At 46.4% G+C, this 21,058-nt stretch carries 14 protein-coding genes, 1 tRNA gene and 1 other RNA gene; 5 read left to right on the top strand and 11 right to left on the bottom strand.

From position 1 onward, the window contains the following. Positions 1-5: 5 nt before the first annotated feature. The 3 genes from EAI83_RS03365 to EAI83_RS03355 form a co-directional block, all read right to left on the bottom strand. A complete protein-coding gene (locus EAI83_RS03365) occupies positions 6-1,931 on the bottom strand; it encodes a DNA gyrase/topoisomerase IV subunit B (RefSeq protein WP_022426613.1) in 1,926 nt (641 codons plus the stop codon). A 287-nt stretch (positions 1,932-2,218) separates the two neighbouring features. Then, positions 2,219-4,123, bottom strand: a complete 1,905-nt coding sequence (locus EAI83_RS03360; protein ID WP_243113439.1) for a GGDEF domain-containing phosphodiesterase — start codon at positions 4,121-4,123, stop codon at positions 2,219-2,221. Continuing rightward, positions 4,110-5,789 carry a GGDEF domain-containing protein gene (locus EAI83_RS03355; protein WP_129974621.1) on the bottom strand — a complete coding sequence of 560 codons (1,680 nt, stop codon included), beginning with the start codon at positions 5,787-5,789 and terminating at the stop codon, positions 4,110-4,112. The genes EAI83_RS03360 and EAI83_RS03355 overlap by 14 nt, the downstream gene beginning before the upstream one ends. Before the next feature lie 213 nt (positions 5,790-6,002). Between EAI83_RS03355 and EAI83_RS03350 the strand changes: the two genes are divergently transcribed. Both EAI83_RS03350 and EAI83_RS03345 read left to right on the top strand, forming a co-directional pair. Beyond that, a tRNA-Glu gene (locus tag EAI83_RS03350) sits at positions 6,003-6,074 on the top strand. Positions 6,075-6,298: 224 nt separating this feature from the next. Beyond that, positions 6,299-7,462 carry a ComEC/Rec2 family competence protein gene (locus EAI83_RS03345; RefSeq protein ID WP_129974620.1) on the top strand — a complete coding sequence of 388 codons (1,164 nt, stop codon included), beginning with the start codon at positions 6,299-6,301 and terminating at the stop codon, positions 7,460-7,462. A gap of 127 nt (positions 7,463-7,589) precedes the next feature. On the opposite strand, the gene EAI83_RS03340 is transcribed toward EAI83_RS03345, so the two are convergent. From EAI83_RS03340 to EAI83_RS03320, 5 genes are read right to left on the bottom strand one after another with little or no spacing between them, the layout of a single operon-like run. Next, positions 7,590-9,743 (bottom strand): RNA degradosome polyphosphate kinase, encoded by a 2,154-nt coding sequence (locus EAI83_RS03340; protein WP_129974619.1) that lies wholly within the window; start codon positions 9,741-9,743, stop codon positions 7,590-7,592. 16 nt (positions 9,744-9,759) lie between these two features. Then, positions 9,760-11,295: a Ppx/GppA phosphatase family protein gene (locus EAI83_RS03335; RefSeq protein WP_129974618.1), complete on the bottom strand. Its 1,536-nt coding sequence runs from the start codon at positions 11,293-11,295 to the stop codon at positions 9,760-9,762. Positions 11,296-11,329: 34 nt separating this feature from the next. Beyond that, positions 11,330-12,646: an ATP-binding protein gene (locus tag EAI83_RS03330; protein ID WP_044960616.1), complete on the bottom strand. Its 1,317-nt coding sequence runs from the start codon at positions 12,644-12,646 to the stop codon at positions 11,330-11,332. 25 nt (positions 12,647-12,671) lie between these two features. Then, positions 12,672-13,802: a prephenate dehydratase gene (pheA, locus tag EAI83_RS03325; protein ID WP_021650329.1), complete on the bottom strand. Its 1,131-nt coding sequence runs from the start codon at positions 13,800-13,802 to the stop codon at positions 12,672-12,674. Then, positions 13,799-15,097, bottom strand: coding sequence for a bifunctional folylpolyglutamate synthase/dihydrofolate synthase (locus EAI83_RS03320; RefSeq protein ID WP_129974617.1), 1,299 nt, complete (start codon positions 15,095-15,097; stop codon positions 13,799-13,801). The genes pheA and EAI83_RS03320 overlap by 4 nt, the downstream gene beginning before the upstream one ends. A 252-nt stretch (positions 15,098-15,349) precedes the next feature. On the opposite strand from EAI83_RS03320, the gene EAI83_RS03315 reads away from it, so the two are divergent. The 3 genes from EAI83_RS03315 (at position 15,350) to EAI83_RS03305 (ending at position 17,175) form a co-directional block, all read left to right on the top strand. After that, a complete protein-coding gene (locus EAI83_RS03315; protein WP_022426606.1) occupies positions 15,350-15,751 on the top strand; it encodes a putative ABC transporter permease in 402 nt (133 codons plus the stop codon). A gap of 69 nt (positions 15,752-15,820) precedes the next feature. After that, entirely contained in the window at positions 15,821-16,744 is a 924-nt protein-coding gene (gene pyrB, locus EAI83_RS03310; protein WP_022426605.1) for an aspartate carbamoyltransferase, read from the top strand. After that, entirely contained in the window at positions 16,738-17,175 is a 438-nt protein-coding gene (locus tag EAI83_RS03305; RefSeq protein WP_015525765.1) for an aspartate carbamoyltransferase regulatory subunit, read from the top strand. The genes pyrB and EAI83_RS03305 overlap by 7 nt, the downstream gene beginning before the upstream one ends. A 335-nt stretch (positions 17,176-17,510) precedes the next feature. On the opposite strand, the gene rnpB is transcribed toward EAI83_RS03305, so the two are convergent. The 3 genes from rnpB to selD all read right to left on the bottom strand — a co-directional run bounded on the left by rnpB (position 17,511) and on the right by selD (position 21,003). After that, an RNA gene (gene rnpB / locus EAI83_RS03300) (RNase P RNA component class A) lies at positions 17,511-17,861 on the bottom strand. A 68-nt stretch (positions 17,862-17,929) separates the two neighbouring features. Continuing rightward, positions 17,930-19,303, bottom strand: coding sequence for a sodium-dependent transporter (locus tag EAI83_RS03295; RefSeq protein WP_129974616.1), 1,374 nt, complete (start codon positions 19,301-19,303; stop codon positions 17,930-17,932). 665 nt (positions 19,304-19,968) lie between these two features. Then, positions 19,969-21,003, bottom strand: coding sequence for a selenide, water dikinase SelD (selD, locus tag EAI83_RS03290; protein ID WP_330547750.1), 1,035 nt, complete (start codon positions 21,001-21,003; stop codon positions 19,969-19,971). Between the last annotated feature and the right edge of the window lie 55 nt (positions 21,004-21,058).

The raw sequence follows: 21,058 nt of genomic DNA, 5'->3' as shown, positions 1-21,058 counted from the left end.
CCCAATCAAATATCCAGCTCTGCATCTGTTGCATGCTCATAGATAAAGGCCTTACGTGGCGGAACATCGCTTCCCATCAGGATCTCTGTCACATCGGAGGCCATGCGGGCATCTTCGATCTCCACACGCTTCATCATTCTTGTCTCAGGGTTCAGGGTAGTCTCCCAGAGCTGCTGGGCGTCCATCTCACCGAGACCTTTGTATCTCTGGAGCGTGAAGCTTCCCGGTTTATGGCTCTTACGGTATTTCTCAAGAGCCTTGTCATCGTAGAGATATTCCTCCTGCCCCTTCTTCGGCATTACCTTATAAAGAGGTGGCATGGCAATATACACATGTCCCTCATAGATAAGCTCCGGCATAAAACGGTAAAACAAGGTCAGAAGCAGAGTAGAGATATGAGCACCATCCACATCCGCATCGGCCATGATCACGATCTTGTCATAGCGAAGCTTCGTGATATCAAAATCATTTCCGTAGCCTTCGGAAAAGCCGCAGCCAAAGGCATTGATCATAGTCTTGATCTCTGCGTTGGCCAGCACCTTGTCGATGGTAGCCTTCTCTACGTTGAGGATCTTACCGCGGATCGGAAGGATTGCCTGATAGTTACGATCTCTGGCTGTCTTGGCCGAACCGCCGGCGGAATCTCCCTCTACGATAAAGATCTCACACAGTGACGGATCCTTTTTCTCACAGTTGGCCAGCTTGCCGTTGGAATCAAAAGAGTATTTCTGTTTGGTGAGAAGGTTTGTCTTGGCACGCTCCTCGGTCTTACGGATCTTGGCCGCCTTTTCCGCACAGGAAAGGACGATCTTCAGTGTTTCCAGATTTCGGTCAAAAAACAGTACCAGCTGTTCTCCTGCTACCTTGCCGGTGGCTCTGGATGCGTCCTGATTATCCAGCTTGGTCTTGGTCTGTCCCTCAAAGCGGGGTGCCGGATGTTTGATGGAGACTACAGCAGTCATTCCGTTTCGGATATCTGCACCTGTAAAATTGGGGTCTTTATCCTTCAGTACACCGATCTCACGTGCGTAGGTGTTCATTACTGTTGTAAAGGTAGTCTTAAATCCGGTCAGATGAGTTCCTCCCTCTGCATTGTAGATATTATTGCAGAATCCGAGAACGTTCTCACGGAACTCATTGGTAAACTGAAAAGCAACCTCCACCTGGATCCCGTCTGCCTCTCCTTTAAAATAAACCGGATCATGGAGAGGCTGTGCATTCTTGTTAAGGTCACGGATAAAGCCTACGATCCCCTCCGGCTCATGATACTCGATATCCTCGGGAGTGTCCCCTCTTCGATCCTCAAAATGGATGGTAAGCTCCGGATTCAGATAGGCAGTCTCATGAAGACGGCTCTTTACATCCGCTGCTCCAAATCTTGTTTTCTCAAAAATCTCCGGATCCGGAAGGAAATTCACACAGGTTCCGGTACCTCTGGTCTTCCCTAATTTGGGGAGCAGTCCTGCTTCCAGTTCAATGGTAGGGATTCCTCTCTCATAGTGGTCATGATGTATATAACCATCACGACTGATCTTAATATCCAGATACGTAGATAATGCGTTCACTACGGAAGACCCTACACCATGAAGTCCGCCGCTTGTCTTATATGCGGAATTGTCAAACTTACCGCCTGCATGAAGGGTTGTAAAAACAAGACGCTCCGCAGATATTCCCTTGGCATGCATATCCACCGGGATCCCTCGTCCATTATCCTCTACTGTACAGGAACCGTCCTTCTCAAGAACTACATGGATACGGCTGCAGTACCCTGCAAGGTGCTCATCCACCGCATTGTCTACGATCTCATATATCAGATGGTTCAGTCCCTTTCTGGATACGCTTCCGATGTACATACCGGGGCGCTTTCGCACGGCCTCGAGGCCCTCCAGGACAGAGATACTGCCCGCATCATAAGTGTCTTTTTTTGCCATTCCACTGATTCCTTTCTTTTTTATATTCGAACATTTGTTTGCATTATACTCAAAATATATGTACTTGTAAAGTCCACATGATCATCTTTTTTCTGCAATTTTTCCAAAAGATACGCGTGGCAGTTCAAGGAACCGGTCTTCCGAAAAATCGCTTTCTTCAGCCGCCACAGCCTATCTATTCTATCAAAAGTAACTGTAAACTTCAAGCAATTTGTGTCTGCCTGAATACAACAGGCGGAAAACCCTGCTTTTTATGAAAGCATGTTTTCCGCCTGTTTCTGATCATTTCAGGAAATTTTTTCCAGAAGCTTCTCCTCGCACAGGGGCCTGGAAAAATAATATCCCTGTATCATATCCACACCCCATTTTTCCAGAAGCTTTACCTCCTTTTCGGTCTCAGCGCCTTCTGCGATCACCTTATATCCCATATGCTGCAGGATCATGACAATGCTGCGATAAAAGGTAGCCGTCTGAGGATCGCTGCTGACCCCGGACAAAAGAGAACGGTCCATTTTTACTGCTGAAAACGGGATGCGAAGAACTGCGTTCAGATTTGCATAACCGGAACCGAAATCATCCAGACACATGTGGATCCCCACTTCTGCAAAATCATCAATGGCTGTGCAGAAGCTTTCGCTGTATTCGGTTGCCACGTTTTCCGTGATCTCAAACTGAAAATATCCCGGATCTAATCCATACCCCTGTATGATCCCGATAAGCACATGGCTGTATCCGGGTTTCATCAGTTCGGAAGGAGAAAGATTGAATTTCACATTCCGGATCTTCTTCATGATATATTCATGTTCTTTTATAAAACGGCAGACCTTGTGAAGCTGAAGGCATCCCACTGCAGAGATCATTCCCTGTTTTTCCGCGATCCCGATAAACACATCCGGCGGGATCATCCCCAGAACAGGATGTTTCAGCCGGCTCAGTGCCTCCAGAGTAATAAAATCCTGGTTTTTTATAGAATATACCGGCTGATAATATACTTCAAACAGATCCTCTTTCACAGCCTTCTGAAGAAAATGCTCCACTTCCTGCTCATAGCGGAAGCCCTCCAGGATCTTGCTGTCCGACTGGATCAGAACCGTATCCTGACGGTTCTGTATCAGAGAGATCATATATTCAATATAGGAAAGAATACTATCCTCTTTTTCCAGTTTTTCCGCATTCATGATCCCGCAGATTGCAGCATGGAACGACACCTTTTCGTTTTCGATAAAAAACGGCTTTTTCAGAAATTCTTCTATGCCGTCTCTGGCTTTTTCATAATCTGTCAGCGAGTCCAGCACTGCCAGAAAGCAATTGCCTGTGATACGAAAGATCTGCACTGAATCCGTGATCTCCTGAAATCCCTTCGCCGCCCGAATCAGCAGCTGATCTCCCACTCTGGTACCGTAGATCCGGTTGATCTGCTTCATATTGCGGGCATCCACAGCAAGCAGATGAAAGCTTTCTTTTCGATAGAGCTTTTCTCCGATCCATTTGTCAAAATACTGTTTGTCAAATAAACCTGTCATACTGTCCGTATATTCACCTGGATTGTTCATAGTAAGATAGATCAGCCAAAGTCCTACAGAAAGTCCGAAGCCGGTAAGCAGTATTCTTTCCACGGCAATCTGGAGAAACAGGCAGGCTGCTTCGATAAACCAAAATCTCCATATGGTGCGCCGTATTTCTTTTTCTGCTGTTTTTCCATAAAGTAACATAAATGCAACGATCACCAGCATAAAAAAGAATACATATCCATAGAGCAGAAAATGAAAACTTCCCCGGATAAATCTACCTTCCTGGTCAAAATAAAAAAGCCATCCCGTCCGTAAGTTTGCTGTAACTGCCAGCAGCATTGCAGCCGGCAGGACCACCCAGCCGGTCTTCAGCCATTTATACTTCTCCTTCTGTCTTCCGGTGACGATCCGAATGTAGCAGAAAAGCCCGTAGGTAAGTATGACATCGCAGAAATAATAGAGCGTCAGGACCAGCGCTGACATTCTGCAGCCTTCGCTGCTGCCACCTCCCGCGATCACCGCACTCAGCATATCCAGCAACACGTAAACGCCGCTGAAAGCCAGAAAACATACAAAATTCCTGTTTTCCGCATTGTTCAGTCTTTTATGAGAAAAATAATGTATCGCAATCATCGTCACCAGAACAAGGGATGTGATCTGAAAACAGTTAATATACTCCATTTTTCAAATCCCCCTTCTTTTTGTTCTCATAAAGCTTCCTGTCTGCCTCATATTTCCATTCTCCCATGGATTTCAGAGAGCCATCCTTATTTCGCAGATGGCTGCATCCCAGGGACAACGAAAAACGATGTCTGCATCCTCTCCCGATATTCCGGAGTTCTTCTTTCAGGCGTTCCTGCCAGAATTCGTCCGGTACTTCCGGATCATAGACCAGAACCGCAAATTCATCCCCGCCGATGCGGTAGCAGGTTCCTTTTTCCCGGAAAACGTTCTCCACACATCTGGCCGAGATCACCACCATCTCGTCTCCTGCAGCCCGTCCGTATTCTTCGTTGATCACGCGAAGCTGATCGATATCGATATACATAAGAAGGATATCCCGGTATCTGCCCATATCTGCGGAAATACTTTCCAGTTTTTTCTCAAAATTGGCTCTCGTCTCAAGTCCTGTCATCCCATCCTCTCTGGACAGTCGTTCGTAAGCCTGGGATTCCAGACGGTAACGGACGTTGTCTGCCATCATCATGACTGCGTCTGCAATGACCAGCACAAGAAACACAAGATTTCCCAATTCAAAAATGGATCCATAGTAGGAAATCTCGAACAGCCAGTACAGGATCAGCGCTATGATACCGCTTGCTCCCACGATGATATATGCAATGAGAAGCAGATGTATCTCACGCTGTTTATGCTTCCGGTACTCTCGGATCAGAAGTACCGCTGATATCAGGACCCACACAAACAGCAGGATATGTGTTACAAACAGCATATCCTTAAATTCAAAGGCTCCCAGGATCACCAGAACTCCCTGTAAAACAGCATTCAGATAAAATGTAAAGATTCCAAGATCCAGGAGCCTGTATTTTTTCATGTTTCCGATATTCTGTAAAAAACGCAGCATCGGAACTGCCAGCAGCATGAACATATAAAAAGAAATGAGACATAATACTTCGGGGCATCTGCTGTAGCTTTGTACCAGTGATGAGTCCGTCACCAGCCAGATACTGCACATCATAAGGAACAGTGCCACATCCCGGAACCGTCTGTCCGGCATCTGCCTTATTCTCATATAGATGCAGATGCACAGGGCGATCATACTTAATACGATCATGATCGTTGCCGCCCCTAAAGGAATGGCTGCTTTTCTGATCTGATACCAGGCTATTGCACTTCCGGTTCCTATGCATACCGGCTCTATAACATATTTTCCTCTCTGAGGCGCAGAATAGCTGAACGTCAGGACTTTTCCCTCTGTGTCATTACCCAGAGCGGCGATGCACTGCACCTTGGAACGCATCTGCACATTTTTGGAAAACATGGCCTCCTTATATTCATACAGGATCTTTCCATTCAGGCGTATCACCAGATCGTACTGGGCTCCTGTAGAAACCACGGTCATTCCTCTGCTTTCCGCTCCCAGACTTTCATTGTACAGGATCAGCTTTTCACCTGTTTTTGCCGGAATTTCCGCAGGCAGGGTGATCTCCTGTTTTTTTCCGTCTTTTATGTAGTACCATCCTTTGTTAAGAAGCTGTACACTGTCCTGCTTCTGGATCAGCCCCCCTGTGTGGATCGCCGCAAAGATCGCGCCAAAAACCAGCAGCACCACAACAAAAAGAAAGAATTCTCCCTTCCATATCAAATTTTTCTTTTTTCTGTAATCCATACTCTTCCTCTTTATATTTTTTTATTCCATTTCGTTTTGTATCTATCATATCATCAATCGATTTTTCCGTCAAAAAAATTGTCAAAAAACAGGGTGAAAATTTTTTTCAAAAAAAGAAAAAAAGTGCTTGCATTTTGTAAGAAAGTATTATATACTAACGAAGTCGGTTGCGGGAAACAACAGAAATCAAGAGCAAGCGACACAAATGAATATGGCCAGTTGGTCAAGGGGTTAAGACGCCGCCCTCTCACGGCGGAAACACGGGTTCGATTCCCGTACTGGCTATCAGCTGAAAGCAGTTAGGATTTTATTCTGACTGCTTTTTTTGTGATTGTTATACTTCACTTTTTCCTGTTATCGCTATCAAACGTTGCTCTGAACATTGCATATAAAAATTTCGTTCTTCCTGTTTATCTGTTTTCTGTATTTTCACATATATTATTTTGCATTTCTTTCTCTTCTGTTTTATAATTTCCCCTGAAAATACTTAAGATAAGGGGCGACTTCTCATGCATCACAAACGTTCTTTTCGCAGAAAGCTGCAGACATTTTTTCTTTCTCTGCTGCTTGTTCTGCTAACAGTCGCAGAAGTTCCCTCTGCTGCTTACACAGCCGAGGCTGCTTCTGCTGACACAACAATGGCTGTACACTTTCTGGATGTAGGGCAGGGGCTTTCGATCCTGGTCCAGTCACAGGGGCAGAATCTCCTGTATGACGGCGGTGACCGAGGACATTCCAGTTTCGTGGTTTCCTATCTGCAGAAACAGAATATTTCCATCATTGACTATATGATCTCCTCCCATTATGACGAGGACCATGTGGCTGGTCTTGTAGGATGCCTGGACAGCTTTTCCGTAAAAAATGTGATCGGTGCAGATTATGTACAGGATACAAAGATCTATCAATCTTTTGAAAACAGTGTTGCCGCTCAGGGATTAACTGTGCAGCATCCGGAGCCCGGAACGGATTTTACTTTCGGAGGCGGGAAATTTACGGTGCTTTCTCCTCAATCGATCAGCAGCAACGATAACGACAATTCTGTTGCGATCCGGCTGGAAAACGGAAATAACCATTTTCTTTTTACTGGGGATGCAGAATCTGCCGGGGAGGAAGCGATCTGTGATCTGGGACTTGATCTTTCCTGCGATGTGATTGTTCCGGGACATCACGGTTCTGCCACTGCCACCACCTGGGATCTGCTCCAGCAGACTGTTCCGGAATATGCAGTGATCAGCTGCGGCGCCGGTAATTCCTACGGACATCCTCATAAGGATACCATGGATAAGCTTGCGGATATGGGAATACAGGTATTTCGTACTGATGAGCAGGGTACGGTGATCGCAGTCAGCGACGGAAGCAATATCCAGTGGAACCAGAGTCCCTGTAATGATTATTCTGCTGGAGATGAATCGGATACCGGCACACAGCCTTCCTCCGCTTATAAGGATTCCGGTGTGTCCGGCTATGGATCTTCTGATTCGACTGCTGCAGATCCTCAGACCGGAGTGCAGGCCGATCCAGAGCCAGTGGGTGATATGGTCTGGATCTCCGCTACCGGAAGCAAGTACCACCGGATCCCTAACTGCGGAAATATGAATCCGGATAATGCCACAGAAATGACACGCTCCCAGGCCGAAGCTGCAGGGTATAAAGCCTGCAAGAAGTGTTATTAGAAACGCCCGCATGCTGTCAGGTTTTCTGAATATCATGCAGTATTGACGTAATATGGATAATCTTTGAGAACATTATTTAAGGACAGCTGTATCATAAATTGATATGACAGGCTGTCCTTTTCTTTTACTATTTTATAATATCCTCCGCCGGTTCAGCCGGTACGAAAACTCTCTTCTTTTCTTTTTTCTCCTTTTTTGCTGCCTTTGCCCGCTCGGTAGCCTCCCTGCAGAATTCCATCTGGGAATTTATCAGCGTTTTGCCACGTTTGTCCTGCTTCTCATACAAACCGGAGGGCTGCAGGATATGTGCTTTTACATTGTCACGGAATTCCAGATCCAGCACATGCATGATCTCTTCCTTGATCCGCTCATCTTCCACAGGGAAAACAATCTCCACACGACGGTCAAGGTTACGTGGCATCCAGTCCGCACTTCCCATATAGATTTCATCGGAACCGCCATTGCGGAAATAGAAAATACGGCTGTGCTCCAGGAAATTACCGACGATCGAACGCACGTGGATATTTTCGCTGATACCCGGAATGCCCACCTTCAGGCAGCAGATGCCGCGGATCAGAAGATCGATCCTGACACCACAGGAAGAAGCATAATACAGCGCTGCAATGATCTCAGGGTCACACAGAGAATTCATCTTTGCCGCAATGTGAGCCTCTTCTCCCTTTTTCGCATGCTCCGCTTCTCTTTCGATCATTTTTACAAAACGGTCCTTCATCCAGATTGGTGCAACGATCAGGCGATTCCAGCGCTTCGGCTCGGAATATCCGGAAAGCATATTGAACACAGCAGTTGCATCCTCTCCAAACCGTTCATCACAGGTAAATATACCACAGTCTGTATAAAGCTTGGCTGTGGAATCGTTATAGTTTCCGGTTGCCAGATGCACATATCTGCGAATCCCGTTTTCTTCTCTTCTCACAACAAGAGTGATCTTACTGTGTGTTTTCAGGCCCACCAGACCATAGATCACATGACAGCCTGCCTTTTCCAGCATTTTTGCCCAGACGATATTGTTTTCCTCATCAAAACGTGCTTTCAGCTCTACAAGAACGGAAACCTGCTTGCCGTTTTCTGCGGCTTGAGCAAGTGCCGCGATGATGGGTGAATTGCCGCTGACGCGATACAGGGTCTGCTTGATTGCCAGTACATCCGGGTCCTTTGCCGCCTGACGCACAAAATCCACCACCGGATCAAAGCTCATATACGGATGATGCAGGAACACATCACCCTCCCTGATCACCTGGAAAATATCTTTATCATTCTGAAATGCAGGCACTGCTGCCGGTTTGTATTTCGGTTCCTTGAACTGCTCGTATCCGTCAATACCATAAACCTTCATCAGCATGGTCAGATCCAGCGGTCCGTTGATAAAAAAGATATCATCTCCATGAACCTGAAACTCCATTTTCAGAATATCCAGAAGCCGCGGATCCATCTTATCTTCCACTTCCAGGCGGATCACCTCTCCCCACTGGCGCTTTTTCAGCTGTTTCTGGATCTCAACCAGAAGATCCTCTGCCTCATCCTCGTCAATAGGAAGATCCGCATTACGCATGATCCTGTACGGATGGGCACAGATCACATCATAGCTTAAGAACAGCTTGTCGATGTTGCGCTCAATGATCTGTTCCAGAAGTGTTACGGTTGTATGGCCTTTTTTCTCAGATGGAATGATCACTACTCTCGGAAGTACAGAAGGCACCTGTACAGTGGCAAAATCAATCTCTTCTTTTCCTTTTTTGGTATCTTTTTTGGAAAGAAGTGCTCCGATATTCAACGTTTTATTACGGATCAGAGGAAACGGTCTGGAAGAATCCATTGCCATTGGTGTCAGGACCGGATATACATTGTCTTCAAAATACTGATCCACAAATTCTTTCTGCTTCTCGGAAAATGCCTCGTGCTCAAAGATCACATGAAGTCCTGCTTTTTCAAGCGCAGGGACCAGAGACCGGTTTAATGTACTGTACTGTACGTGAACAAGATCATGTGTCTGCCGGCTGATGGCTTTCAGCTGTTCCTTGGCTGTCATTCCTGCAATATCTGTTTTTTTGTACCCTGCATGAACCTGATCCTTCAGGGATGCAACACGGACCATATAAAATTCATCCAGATTGGATGAGGTGATACTCAAAAATTTCAGTCTCTCAAACAGAGGTAGATTTTTGTCTCTGGCTTCACTGAGCACACGATCATCAAATTTGATCCAGCTCAGTTCTCTGTTTACAAAATATTCCGGTTTGTCAAATTCCTTAAATTTCATACAAAAACCTCCTCCGTTATCTTCTTCCCTTCCGTCTCATTACAAGCCGGATTCCAAACACCTCTTCAAAAAATTCCTTTTTATCTTTCAGAAGCCCCAGCTCCAGAGAAACATCCCTTGCGGAATCCACCACCAGGTAAAGGATCCTGTCTTTTAAGGTTACATTAAGCGCTTTTACCTTCTGGTAATGGCTTCTGTCCATAGCATTGGCCAGGCGGAGAATCGCGGTCAGCTTCGCAGTCAGGAGATAATTTTCCCTGCTCATGGATGTTTCACGGTTGATCTCTTTGTAGCAGCCGAATTCTCTGGTATTGTACCTCACCGCACTAGCGATCACCTGCCGCTCCTCTGTGGAAAGACCTATGATCTCCGTAGCCATGATGATCCGGTAAGAGCATTCTGCCACCTCACTCATACTGATATATTTTCCGCAGTCATGAAGAAGAACTGCGATCTGCAGAAGAAGCCGTTCACGTTTTCCCATGCCGTGGATCTTCCTTGTGCTGTCAAAAATATCCAGTGCCACATCGGTAGTTCCTGCAATGTGGTTCTTTCCGCTGGAATACCTTTTGGCAATGTTCCTGGATGCCACCAGGATATCATTTTCAAAATTATGTACACTTTTCAGATATTTGTTTTTTTCCGCATAGTCATAGGCAATCCCGTCCAGAAGAGAAACACCCGGGATCCAGAGTGCTTCTGCCTGAAAGATTTCTATAAAATTTCGGATGATAACCATGTTCGGCACGATCAGAGACGCATATTCCGGTTCCAACTCCATGGATTCGGCAAGGTCATGATCGGACATGGTTACAATGGTCTCGTATTTCTTCAGGAATTCCTCCTTTGTGATGATATTCTCTCCGGATCTGTCCTGAAAGATCGTATCTGTGAGAAAATCTCCCATCAGGATCAGATTGGAGATTTCCTTGTCCTTAAGATAAAGACGTTGAAAGCTTATCAGATCATTTCGGATAAATTCCTCTATCAGCCGGTCATAATGTGGAGTTGTTTTCTCCAGTTCTTTCAGACGTTCGCGGATACGAAGACTTCCCATACGGATACTCTGGGTCAGCACCAGAGCATCTTTATCAAAGAGAGAGATCTGCAGATTTCCTCCTCCGATATCCAGGATCGCCGTCCCCTTCTGAATAGCCTTTTTGAAGCCGGATTCAATGGCAGCAATGGATTTATATCCCAGAAAATGCTGTTCCGCATTACTCAGGATCTCTACCCGGATACCAGTTCTCTGATAGATCTGCTCCAGGATGATCACCGGATTTTCCAGCTCACGGAGAGAGCTTGTTGCACACGCACGCCAGCTTTCTACCCCAAATTCAGCCATCATGCGTTTAAAATCATTAAGGATCTCGCAGAGCTCATCTACAGTCTCCATCTCTAGCCGTCCTGCAGCATAAGTTCCACGGCCCAGCTCCAGCTGGTAACGGACATCATTGATCTCCCGGAAGCCGATCCGCTTTGACATTTCAAAGATCTTCATACTGACTTCATAGGAGCCTATATCAATTGCTGCAAAGGTTGTCACCGCCATAGTTTTTCATCCTTTCCCCCAATACACAGGTAAACTATTTCTTTTTTTCTTCCTCTGTTCCCACAATGTAATCAATAAACTGCTGCGCTGCACGTCCGGTCAGTCCGCCGTGAGAGATCTCCCACTGGTTGGCTTTCAGAAGAAGCTCCTCCTCCGGCATGGTAACTCCATAACGGGCTGCCAGTGTGCGGACGATCTCCTGGAACTGTTTTTTGTCCGGTTTGCCAAAGTAGATACGGACGCCAAAGCGATATACCAGTGAAAGCTTCTCCTGCACGGTGTCGGAGGAATGCAGATCATTGTCATCTGCGATCTCCAGCTTATCTGTGGCACGCTCACGGACAAGATTACGCCGGTTGCTTGTGGCATAGATCAGGACATTGTCCGGTTTTTTCTCAAGACCGCCCTCGATCACGGCTTTCAGGTATTTATATTCAATCTCAAATTCCTCAAAGGAAAGATCATCCATATAAATGATAAAACGATAGTTACGGTTTTTAATCTGGGCGATGACTTCATTAAGATCCTGGAACTGATGCTTATAGGCCTCAATGATACGAAGTCCCTGATCATAATACTGGTTCAGGATTCCCTTGATACTGGAAGATTTACCGGTTCCCGCATCACCAAAGAGCAGACAGTTGTTCGCCTTTCTCCCCTGTACAAATGCCTCTGTATTATCAATGAGCTTTTTCTTGGCGATCTCATATCCTACCAGATCATCGATCTTCACATGTGCGATCCTTGTGATAGGCTGGATCTCCACCTTTCCCTCCTCATCGTGGCCGATACGGAATGCCTTATGGAGACCAAGCTTGCCAACACCGAAATCTTTATAGAAGGATACCATATCATCCATAAATTCTTCGGTTGTGGTGGCTGCTGCCAGGGTTTTGCTCATCTGACAGATACGGTCACGGATCCTGGTATTAAAGAGCTTGCTGTTCTCATCCGGTGTCTGGTAATCACAGATCACCCTGCAGCATACAGTTCCGAACACTTTATCAAAGACCGTGATGTCAAAATCATACAATTCCTTGAAAATCTGGAAATCATTTTTTGCCAGGTCGTTAATGCTGCCCTTGATTGCTCCTCGTATCTCGCTTGCCATACTGAAAGCGTTCTCATGATTTACCAGAAGGAAGGTAAGATATGTATGCCAGATATTTCCAGAAAAACCGTACATTCCTGCCAGCTCCACCAGCCCGTTGACACTTTTGAAAAACTGGTCTTCTCTTGCCTTGAGTGCTTCTTCATCTGCTTCATAAAGATTAATAAGTTCTGTCATATCGTCCAGTATCTCACCGTTTGAAAATCCACGGTAAAGGATACATTCCTGAATTCTTGCCAACATAATAATTTAACTCCTCTGTATCTTAATAATTTCCAAGAACACGGAGAACATTCGCCTCCGCCTCGATTCCTCTTAACGCATTCTCCACAGCGCTTTCGCCAAGTTTCCCTGTGAAATCCACGAAAAAACGGTATTCCCAGGATTTTCCCGGAATCGGACGGGATTCAATTTTGGTCATGTTCAGTCCGTTGTAGATAATATGGGAAAGCATGTTGTAAAGAGTTCCGCTTTCATGAGGCAGCTCAAAACAGATGCTGATCTTCCCGGCCTTTTCCTCGTATTCCGGTTTCCTGCTTACAATAATAAAACGTGTAGAGTTTGCTTTTTCTCTGCAGATATTTTCTGCAAGGACCTTCAGACCGAATACCTCACCAGCCTCACGGCTTGCGATAGCTGCCACGCCTTTGTCCCCCACCTCACTGACCTTTTTGGCCGCGCCTGCGGTGTTTTCCACTTCCTTCTTTTTCCAGGAAGGGTTTTCCTCCAGAAATGCCTTGCACTGGGCAAGCCCCTGAGGATGAGAGCAGACTTCCCTGATATCCCCTATCTGTGCATCCGGCATGCCCAGAAGCACATGATCCACACGGATGATCTGCTCGCCTACGATATACAGCTTGTACTCCATAAGAAGGTCATAGATATCAGCCACGATACCTGCAGTAGAATTCTCAATAGGAAGTACCGCATAATCGGCCTTGCCATGGGTTACATCCTCCATAGCTGTCCTCCATGTTTTTACATGGTAGCTTTCGATATTTTTCCCAAAGTACTGCCGCATAGCCGCATAGCTGTAAGCTCCCTCTACACCCTGGAACACAACCGTTGCGTTTTCAAGGGGAACATGCTTCACAGTTGTGAAATTGCGCTCTCCGTAAATCCCATGCTCTGTCAACAGCTGGTACTGTCTCTTACGGCTGATGGCCATGATCTGACGGAAAAGCTCCTGCACGCCGAGGCTGTTAAAGTCCCCGTGGGCCTTGTTTTTCAGCGTATGGATCTTCTGGCTCTCACGTGCCGGATCCAGTACCTGCTTACCGGTTTTTATTTTATATTCAGCGACTTCCTCACTCACCTTCATTCGTTTTTCAAAGAGACGTACGATCTCACTGTCGATCTCATCGATCTCGTCTCTGTATCTTTCCAAATCCGTCATTGGTTTCCTCCGTTATGTTTCCTGATAATTTCTGTAAGATCCCCCAGGAACGCCAGGGAACCAAAAGCAATGATCACATCCTCTTTTCCTGCCAGCTGATAGGCCTCTGCCACTGCGGCTTCGATGTTGTCAAAGGGCCTTACATCAGAATGAAATTCCCGCACCGCATCTGCCAGCTCCTGCGGGGTCAGAGCCCTGGGGTTATCCGGTGCCGCAATCGTCAGGATGGTATCTGCGTATTTTTCTGTTTTCCGGATGACCTTGCGGTAATCCTTGTCACGGAACATTCCCATGATGTAGATGATCCTTTTTCCCTTAAAATACCGTTCAATGGATGCAGCCAGCATGTCTGCCGCTGCAGGGTTATGAGCTCCATCAACCACAAAATCCGGTTCTGTCCCGAGAAGTGCAAATCTTCCCGGCCAGGTGGTACGTTTCAATCCATCCTGTCTCTGGACCAGTGTTGTGGAATATCCTTGTTCATTCAGGATTTCCAGTGCCCGGAGCGCTGCCACCGCATTTTCCTTCTGATAGGCACCTGCCAGGGATATTGTATATTTTTCTCCTTTATAAAGAAAGGTCTGGCCAGTTATGGATGCTTCCAGTACCTCTGCGCTGTCCTGGTCTACTGCCTCGTATGGCACATTCTGTTCTGCGCATATTCTTCGTATGACCGCCTCTGCCTCCGGCTGCTGCTTTACAGTTACCATATGACTGTTCGGTTTAATGATGCCGGCCTTTTTTTCTGCTATCTCGCCCAGGGTATTTCCAAGAAATGCCGTATGATCCATACTGATGGATACCAGAATGGAAAGAACTGTAGTACTTATAATGTTGGTGGCATCCAGATCACCGCCCATACCAACTTCCATTAATACCAGATCGCATTTCTCATCCCGAAAATAAAGAAATGCGGCTGCAGTTTCAATTTCAAATACTGACGGATGCGGTTTTCCCTCTTTTACGATCTCATCGATCACCTCCGCGATCCTTGTCACATATGCTGCAAATTTCTCTCTGCTGACAGGTTCTCCGTTAACCTCCATCCTCTCTCTGTAGGAATAGACCGCCGGGGAAATATATCTTCCGACCCGGTAACCTGCACCTGATAAAGCGGAATACAGATATGCGATCACAGAACCCTTTCCGTTAGTTCCCGCTACATGAACATACTTCAGTTCATCCTGGGGATCTCCAAGCCGCCTCATCAGTTCTCTCATATTTTCCAGTCCCAGAACAATTCCCTTTTTCAGTTCCGCAGCTCTGATGTAGGCACGACTTTCTTCATAATTCATCGTCTGTTTTCTCCTTCCGCATGTGTTGATGATCCATTACTGCTTTTTCACTTTGCAGTAATAATTTTGTTCATTATAACCCACGTGTATATTTTTTTCAAGGCAGGGAAGGCTATTAAAGACGCTTTTCCACGTTAAATATATTTAAAGTCCAGGCGGATATTCGCAGCCCCGCAGGGGACTTTCTTAATTCAGTTAAACTGACATTTTCCGGAAAGCGCAGGATTTCTGCTGATGAGAAGGAGCTTTAAAATGCAAAAGAAGGATTTTTTTCTGTGCGGTTTTACAGGCTGGTGTCTGGAGATCTTATGGACAGGACTGCACTCTCTTGTCACCGGACATTTTACTATGATGGGCAAAACCTCTCTTCTGATGTTCCCTGTTTACGGACTTGCAGCACTGATCCGTCCGGCTTACTACAAGCTTGCCCGCTTTCCGGTTATGGTACGGGGGATCATTTACAGCTGCGGGATTTTTTTCGTGGAATTTTTAAGCGGATCTTTTTTTCAGAAGCTTCACATCTGTCCCTGGGATTATTCTCATGTTCCGCTTCAGTATAAAGGAGTGATCCGGCTGGACTATGCTCCTCTGTGGTTTTTTACCGGTCTCTTTTTCGAATGGCTTCTTCGACAAAATCCTCGGAAAGTCTCTTGAAAATCTCACAGTTATATTATATGATAACTGGAAGGAATCTTATTTCCAGTAAATAATTGGAGGTACAACATGAGACATTTAATGAGTCCATTGGATTTCTCGGTTGAAGAGCTTGATAAGCTTCTGAATCTCGCCGACGACATCGGGAAAAATCCAAAAAAGTATGCGCATACCTGTGATGATAAAAGGCTTGCGACATTGTTTTACGAACCAAGTACACGTACACGTTTAAGTTTCGAAGCAGCCATGATGAATCTTGGAGGAAAGGTTCTCGGTTTTTCTTCTGCTGATTCCAGCTCCGCATCCAAAGGCGAAAGCGTTGCCGATACTATTCGCGTTGTTTCCTGTTATGCAGATATCTGTGCTATGCGTCATCCGAAAGAGGGTGCTCCGCTTGTAGCTTCTATGTCATCCAATATTCCGGTGATCAATGCCGGTGATGGCGGCCACCAGCATCCTACCCAGACATTAACCGATCTTTTAACTATCCGCTCCCTGAAGGGCAGACTTGACAATATTACCATCGGCCTCTGCGGTGACCTGAAATTCGGCCGTACCGTTCACTCTCTGATCGAGGCTCTGGTCCGTTATGAAAATGTGAAATTTGTTCTGATCTCTCCGGAGGAGCTTCGTATTCCAAGCTATATCCGTGAGGATGTTCTGAAACGCAACAATGTCGAGTTTGTCGAGGAGGAACGTCTGGAGGATGCACTTCCGGATCTGGATATCCTGTACATGACCCGTGTTCAGAAGGAACGTTTCTTCAACGAAGAGGATTATGTCCGCATGAAAGATTTCTATGTTCTGGACAAACAGAAAATGGAGCTTGCACCGAAGGATATGTATGTCCTCCACCCACTCCCACGTGTTAACGAGATTTCTGTTGAAGTGGATTCTGATCCACGTGCCGCTTATTTCAAACAGGTCCAGTATGGTGTGTATGTCCGTATGGCCCTGATTCTTACATTACTGGAGGTGGAACTGCCATGTTAAACGTAGGTGCTCTTCGTGAGGGTTATGTTCTGGATCATATCAAAGCCGGCAAGGCAATGACGATCTATCATGACCTGAAGCTGGATAAGCTGGACTGTACGGTTGCTATCATCAAAAATGCCCGCAGCCAGAAAATGGGAAAAAAGGATATCATCAAGGTTGAATGCCCCATCGAGGATCTGGATCTGGATATCCTTGGTTTTATCGATCATAATATTACCGTAAATATCATCAAGGACGAAAAGATCGTTGCAAAGAAAGAGCTGAAGCTGCCGAAGCAGGTTGTGAACGTGATCAAGTGCAAGAATCCTCGCTGCATTACTTCCATCGAGCAGGGACTGGATCAGATTTTTGTTCTTGCAGATGAAGAGAATGAGGTTTACCGGTGTAAGTATTGCGAGGAGAAATATAGAGGTAAACGGAATAAATAGAGTTCATATGAGCATGATTAACAAACGGACGCGTCCGGTCCCCACGTCGATATTTGGCTGTTTCGGAGCCTAGTAATACTAAGCCTGCGAAAGACTGCTAAAAACATTTTCCAAAATCATGAACTCGCTCCTGACGTCGCTCAGACAGCATGATTTTGAAAAATAACGCAGTCTCCCGCAGACCAAGTATTACTACGGCTCCTGCAAAGGCCTAAATATCGACGTGGGGACCGGGCGCTGTGTTTTCATAGAAAAGTTTTTTCACAAAAAAGCAACTGATATTTCACAGATCAGATCTGCAAAATACAGTTGCTTTTATTATGTGCTTATTATCATACACAGTCAGACCGATAAGCCGGGTTATGTCGTTGGGTGATCATCTATCTAGGCCTTCCGTTGCCAGAAGGCTCCAGCGACCTACCTGAAAGCACGACGGGCCGCCGTATGGCTTTCTTCTCGGTCTTGCTTCGAATGGAGTTTACATGTGCCCGCTCTGTTACCACAGCGGCGGTAGTCTCTTACACTGCCTTTCCACCCTTACCCCGCAAAACGGGGCGGTTTATTTCTGTTGCACTGGTCTGGGAGTTACCTCCACCGGACGTTATCCGGCATCCTGCCCTGTGAAGCCCGGACTTTCCTCGTCTGGACCCTTTCGTCTGTCCAGCCGCGATCACCTGGCCTGGCTGCGCACCTGCTATTTTAACACAGGTGTATAGACTTGTAAAGTTGGAATTTTCTTGGTCTCCTATGTCTTTTACATGGAAATCCATCCAAATGCATTTGCCACAGAACTGAAAAGAATGATTGCCGCAAAGATTGGGCAAAGATACTGGATCATAAAATTAAAGATTCTTTTTCTGCGGAAAGTACCACCTTCCTGCAGTACTTCCTCTTCAATCTTCTTTGTGCCAACTACTCTGGATATCAGAAGACAGGTAGCAATCGCTGCAATCGGCATCATGACAGAGTTCGTCAGGAAATCAAAGAAATCAAGGAACTGCATTCCAATGATCTTAACACACGCCAAAGGACCATAGCCAAGAGAAGAAAGACTTCCGAGAACAACCATGATAATTCCGACAAATACTGTCGCCTTCTTGCGCCCCCATTTCAGTTCATCCTGAAAAGTAGATACTGCACTCTCAGTCAGCGCAATAGAACTGGTCAGAGCTGCACAGAGAACCAATACAAAAAACAGGATTCCAACCAGAGTTCCAAATCCCATGCTTGCGAATACCTTCGGAATCGTAATAAACATCAGTGCCGGTCCCGCCTGTAACGTATCTGGATTTCCACCGGAGAATGCAAACACAGCCGGAATGATCATCAGACCTGCCATCATTGCGATCGCTGTGTCAAAAATTTCTACATTTTGTGTAGAACCTTCAATAGATACATCCTTTTTCATATAGGAACCAAAAGTTACCAGAATACCCATCGCGATCGACAGAGAATAAAACATCTGTCCCATTGCCGCAACCACTGTCATCCAGGAAAAGTTTTTGATATTTGGTATCAGAAAATATTTCACGCCTTCCAGTGCTCCTGGTCTTGTTACCGAATAAATGACAATGACTATAGACAAGAATACCAGTATCGGCATCATTAATTTGGAAACTCGTTCCACGCCATTCTGCACACCTGCATAAATGATCACCAGCGTAAGCAGTGTAAAAAACAGGAAACAGGTTTCTGTAGAAAATCCATCCGCTATAAAAGCAGAAAAATATCCGTCTTCAGCAAGAGTCTGACTGCCTCCCTTTACATATTCCACCAGGTATTTAATTACCCAGCCACCGATCACGGAATAATACGGCACGATCAGAACCGGTATGATCGCATTGATCCAACCGCCCAAAGACAGCCACTTTGATTTACCAAAAGTTCCAAACGCACCTACCGGACTTTTCTTTGTCATACGTCCCAGAGCTGTCTCTGCCACGATCATAGAATATCCGAAGGTCAATGCCAGAATGATATAGATCAGTAAAAAAATTCCACCGCCGTACTTTGCCGCCAGATAAGGGAATCTCCATATATTCCCAAGCCCTACCGAAGCACCAGCTGCAGACAGTACAAATCCAATCTTCCCGGAAAATGTACTCCTCTCATGTTTATGTTTCTCCATAATTCTTCCTTTCCCGTCACATATTTGTTTTTCATATTCTTTATGTCTTCTCAATTTCCGCTCATATGATAATACCATGCTTTTATCCCTCAGGCAAACAATATATTAAAAAAATACAGAGCCTATATTTCCTGAATTACTGTTCACTCCATTCTCAGTAACACGCTTCGCGATGCACAGAATTTATGCTAATCACATAAATTCGCGCAGTATGACTCGGGTTTTCTGTGACCTTCGCTCACAAAAAACACCTCGCGGAATATTATCAGTAAACAGTAATTTTCCTGTTCTGCATCCCACAACCATACTCTCCGCACATTTTATGTTTTTCCTACCAGCTGGATGCACCAGCCTGGGGGAGAGGATATCGGTTTGGGCTGCTGCGGAGGAGGGGTGATAACTACTTGGGCTGCGGGAGTCGGCGTTATTGCGGCAGGGTCAGCTGTCTGAGCCAACGGCGAGTTCTGGCCCTGCCGCAATGCTTTTAGCCGACTCACGGAGTCCTAGTAGTATCCCCCGACGGAGTCCCTGCCCGGACCGATATCCTCTCCCCCAGGCGTCCGTCGTCCGTCATTCTGCTACCACCACTTTCCCCAGCAGTATCCCCCCTACGCAACCATCCACTCTGACGTTATCGTCCAAACATTCGTTCGTAAATTAATTTCTTACCGGAGCACCAACGTCCACTCCTGCCGATCCACAACCTCACCGATCACCCCAGCCTGCAGACCAGCCTCATCCAGCCGCTTCATGATCTCCTGCACATCCCTCTCCGGAACCGCCGCCAGCAATCCCCCAGAAGTCTGCGGATCAAACACCAGATCCTCCCGCCAGAGTACCGCCGAACTCTTCACTCCGGTTTTCTCAGCAAACTCCCGGTTCCTGTAAGCCCCACCCGGAAGCAATCCCATAGAAGCAAACTCCTCCACATCCGGAAGCACCGGCAGCTTTTCCGTATCGATCACAACCGTCCGGTCACTGGCCACAGCCATCTCCGTAGCATGTCCCCCAAGACCAAACCCCGTCACATCCGTACAGGCATGAACCTCAAAGTCTTTAAAAACCTCACAGGCGTCCCGGTTCAGTTTCTTCATGGAAGCCAAAACCGCCTTACGTGCACCTTCCGTCACCAGCTCCGCCTTGATCGCCGTATTCACGATCCCCGCACCCAGCGCCTTCGTCAGGATCAGCTTATCCCCTATCTGCGCTCCAAAATTCTTCCAGAACTTCCTCGGATGTACAAAACCCGTCACACTGAGCCCATACTTTGGTGTATCATCCTGGATCGTATGGCCACCGGCAAGAACCGCCCCGGCCTCCATCACCTTATCTGCACCACCACGCAGGATCTCCCCGAGGATCTCCACATCCATATCCTTCGGAAACGCCACAATATTCAAAGCCGTCTTTGGAGTTCCACCCATAGCATACACATCACTCAACGCATTGGCTGCTGCGATCTGCCCGAAATCATAAGGATCATCTGCCACAGGCGTAAAAAAATCCAGTGTCTGGATCAGCGCCAGATCATCACTCACCCGGTAAACTGCAGCATCATCCGAAGTGTCCGTTCCAACCAGAAGATCCGGATCACAGAACTTTGGCAGCCCGCCAAGAACTCCCGCCAGAGTCCCCGGTCCTACCTTAGCTGCACAGCCACAGTTTGGAGCCAGTTTTGTCAGTTGTACTTTTTCTTTCATGATCATTTTCCCTTTCCTTTAAACCCTGTAAATCCCGACATCCATCCGCAGCACC

Origin of the sequence: Blautia sp. aa_0143 (genome assembly GCF_004167315.1) — a bacterium.
Classification (GTDB): Bacteria; Bacillota; Clostridia; order Lachnospirales; family Lachnospiraceae; genus Blautia_A; species Blautia_A fusiformis.
Note: the sequence above shows the minus strand (reverse complement) of the source record. Positions and strands in the feature narration are given on the sequence as shown.

What these genes read in the sequence shown, in the direction of transcription:
- EAI83_RS03295 (WP_129974616.1), bottom strand. Translation starts at nt 19,303, where the DNA reads ATGGAGAAACATAAACATGAGAGGAGTACATTTTCCGGGAAGATTGGA.
- EAI83_RS03315 (WP_022426606.1), top strand. Translation starts at nt 15,350, where the DNA reads ATGCAAAAGAAGGATTTTTTTCTGTGCGGTTTTACAGGCTGGTGTCTG.
- pheA (WP_021650329.1), bottom strand. Translation starts at nt 13,802, where the DNA reads ATGACGGATTTGGAAAGATACAGAGACGAGATCGATGAGATCGACAGT.
- EAI83_RS03345 (WP_129974620.1), top strand. Translation starts at nt 6,299, where the DNA reads ATGCATCACAAACGTTCTTTTCGCAGAAAGCTGCAGACATTTTTTCTT.
- selD (WP_330547750.1), bottom strand. Translation starts at nt 21,003, where the DNA reads ATGAAAGAAAAAGTACAACTGACAAAACTGGCTCCAAACTGTGGCTGT.
- EAI83_RS03340 (WP_129974619.1), bottom strand. Translation starts at nt 9,743, where the DNA reads ATGAAATTTAAGGAATTTGACAAACCGGAATATTTTGTAAACAGAGAA.
- pyrB (WP_022426605.1), top strand. Translation starts at nt 15,821, where the DNA reads ATGAGACATTTAATGAGTCCATTGGATTTCTCGGTTGAAGAGCTTGAT.
- EAI83_RS03365 (WP_022426613.1), bottom strand. Translation starts at nt 1,931, where the DNA reads ATGGCAAAAAAAGACACTTATGATGCGGGCAGTATCTCTGTCCTGGAG.
- EAI83_RS03335 (WP_129974618.1), bottom strand. Translation starts at nt 11,295, where the DNA reads ATGGCGGTGACAACCTTTGCAGCAATTGATATAGGCTCCTATGAAGTC.
- EAI83_RS03355 (WP_129974621.1), bottom strand. Translation starts at nt 5,789, where the DNA reads ATGGATTACAGAAAAAAGAAAAATTTGATATGGAAGGGAGAATTCTTT.
- EAI83_RS03360 (WP_243113439.1), bottom strand. Translation starts at nt 4,123, where the DNA reads ATGGAGTATATTAACTGTTTTCAGATCACATCCCTTGTTCTGGTGACG.
- EAI83_RS03305 (WP_015525765.1), top strand. Translation starts at nt 16,738, where the DNA reads ATGTTAAACGTAGGTGCTCTTCGTGAGGGTTATGTTCTGGATCATATC.
- EAI83_RS03320 (WP_129974617.1), bottom strand. Translation starts at nt 15,097, where the DNA reads ATGAATTATGAAGAAAGTCGTGCCTACATCAGAGCTGCGGAACTGAAA.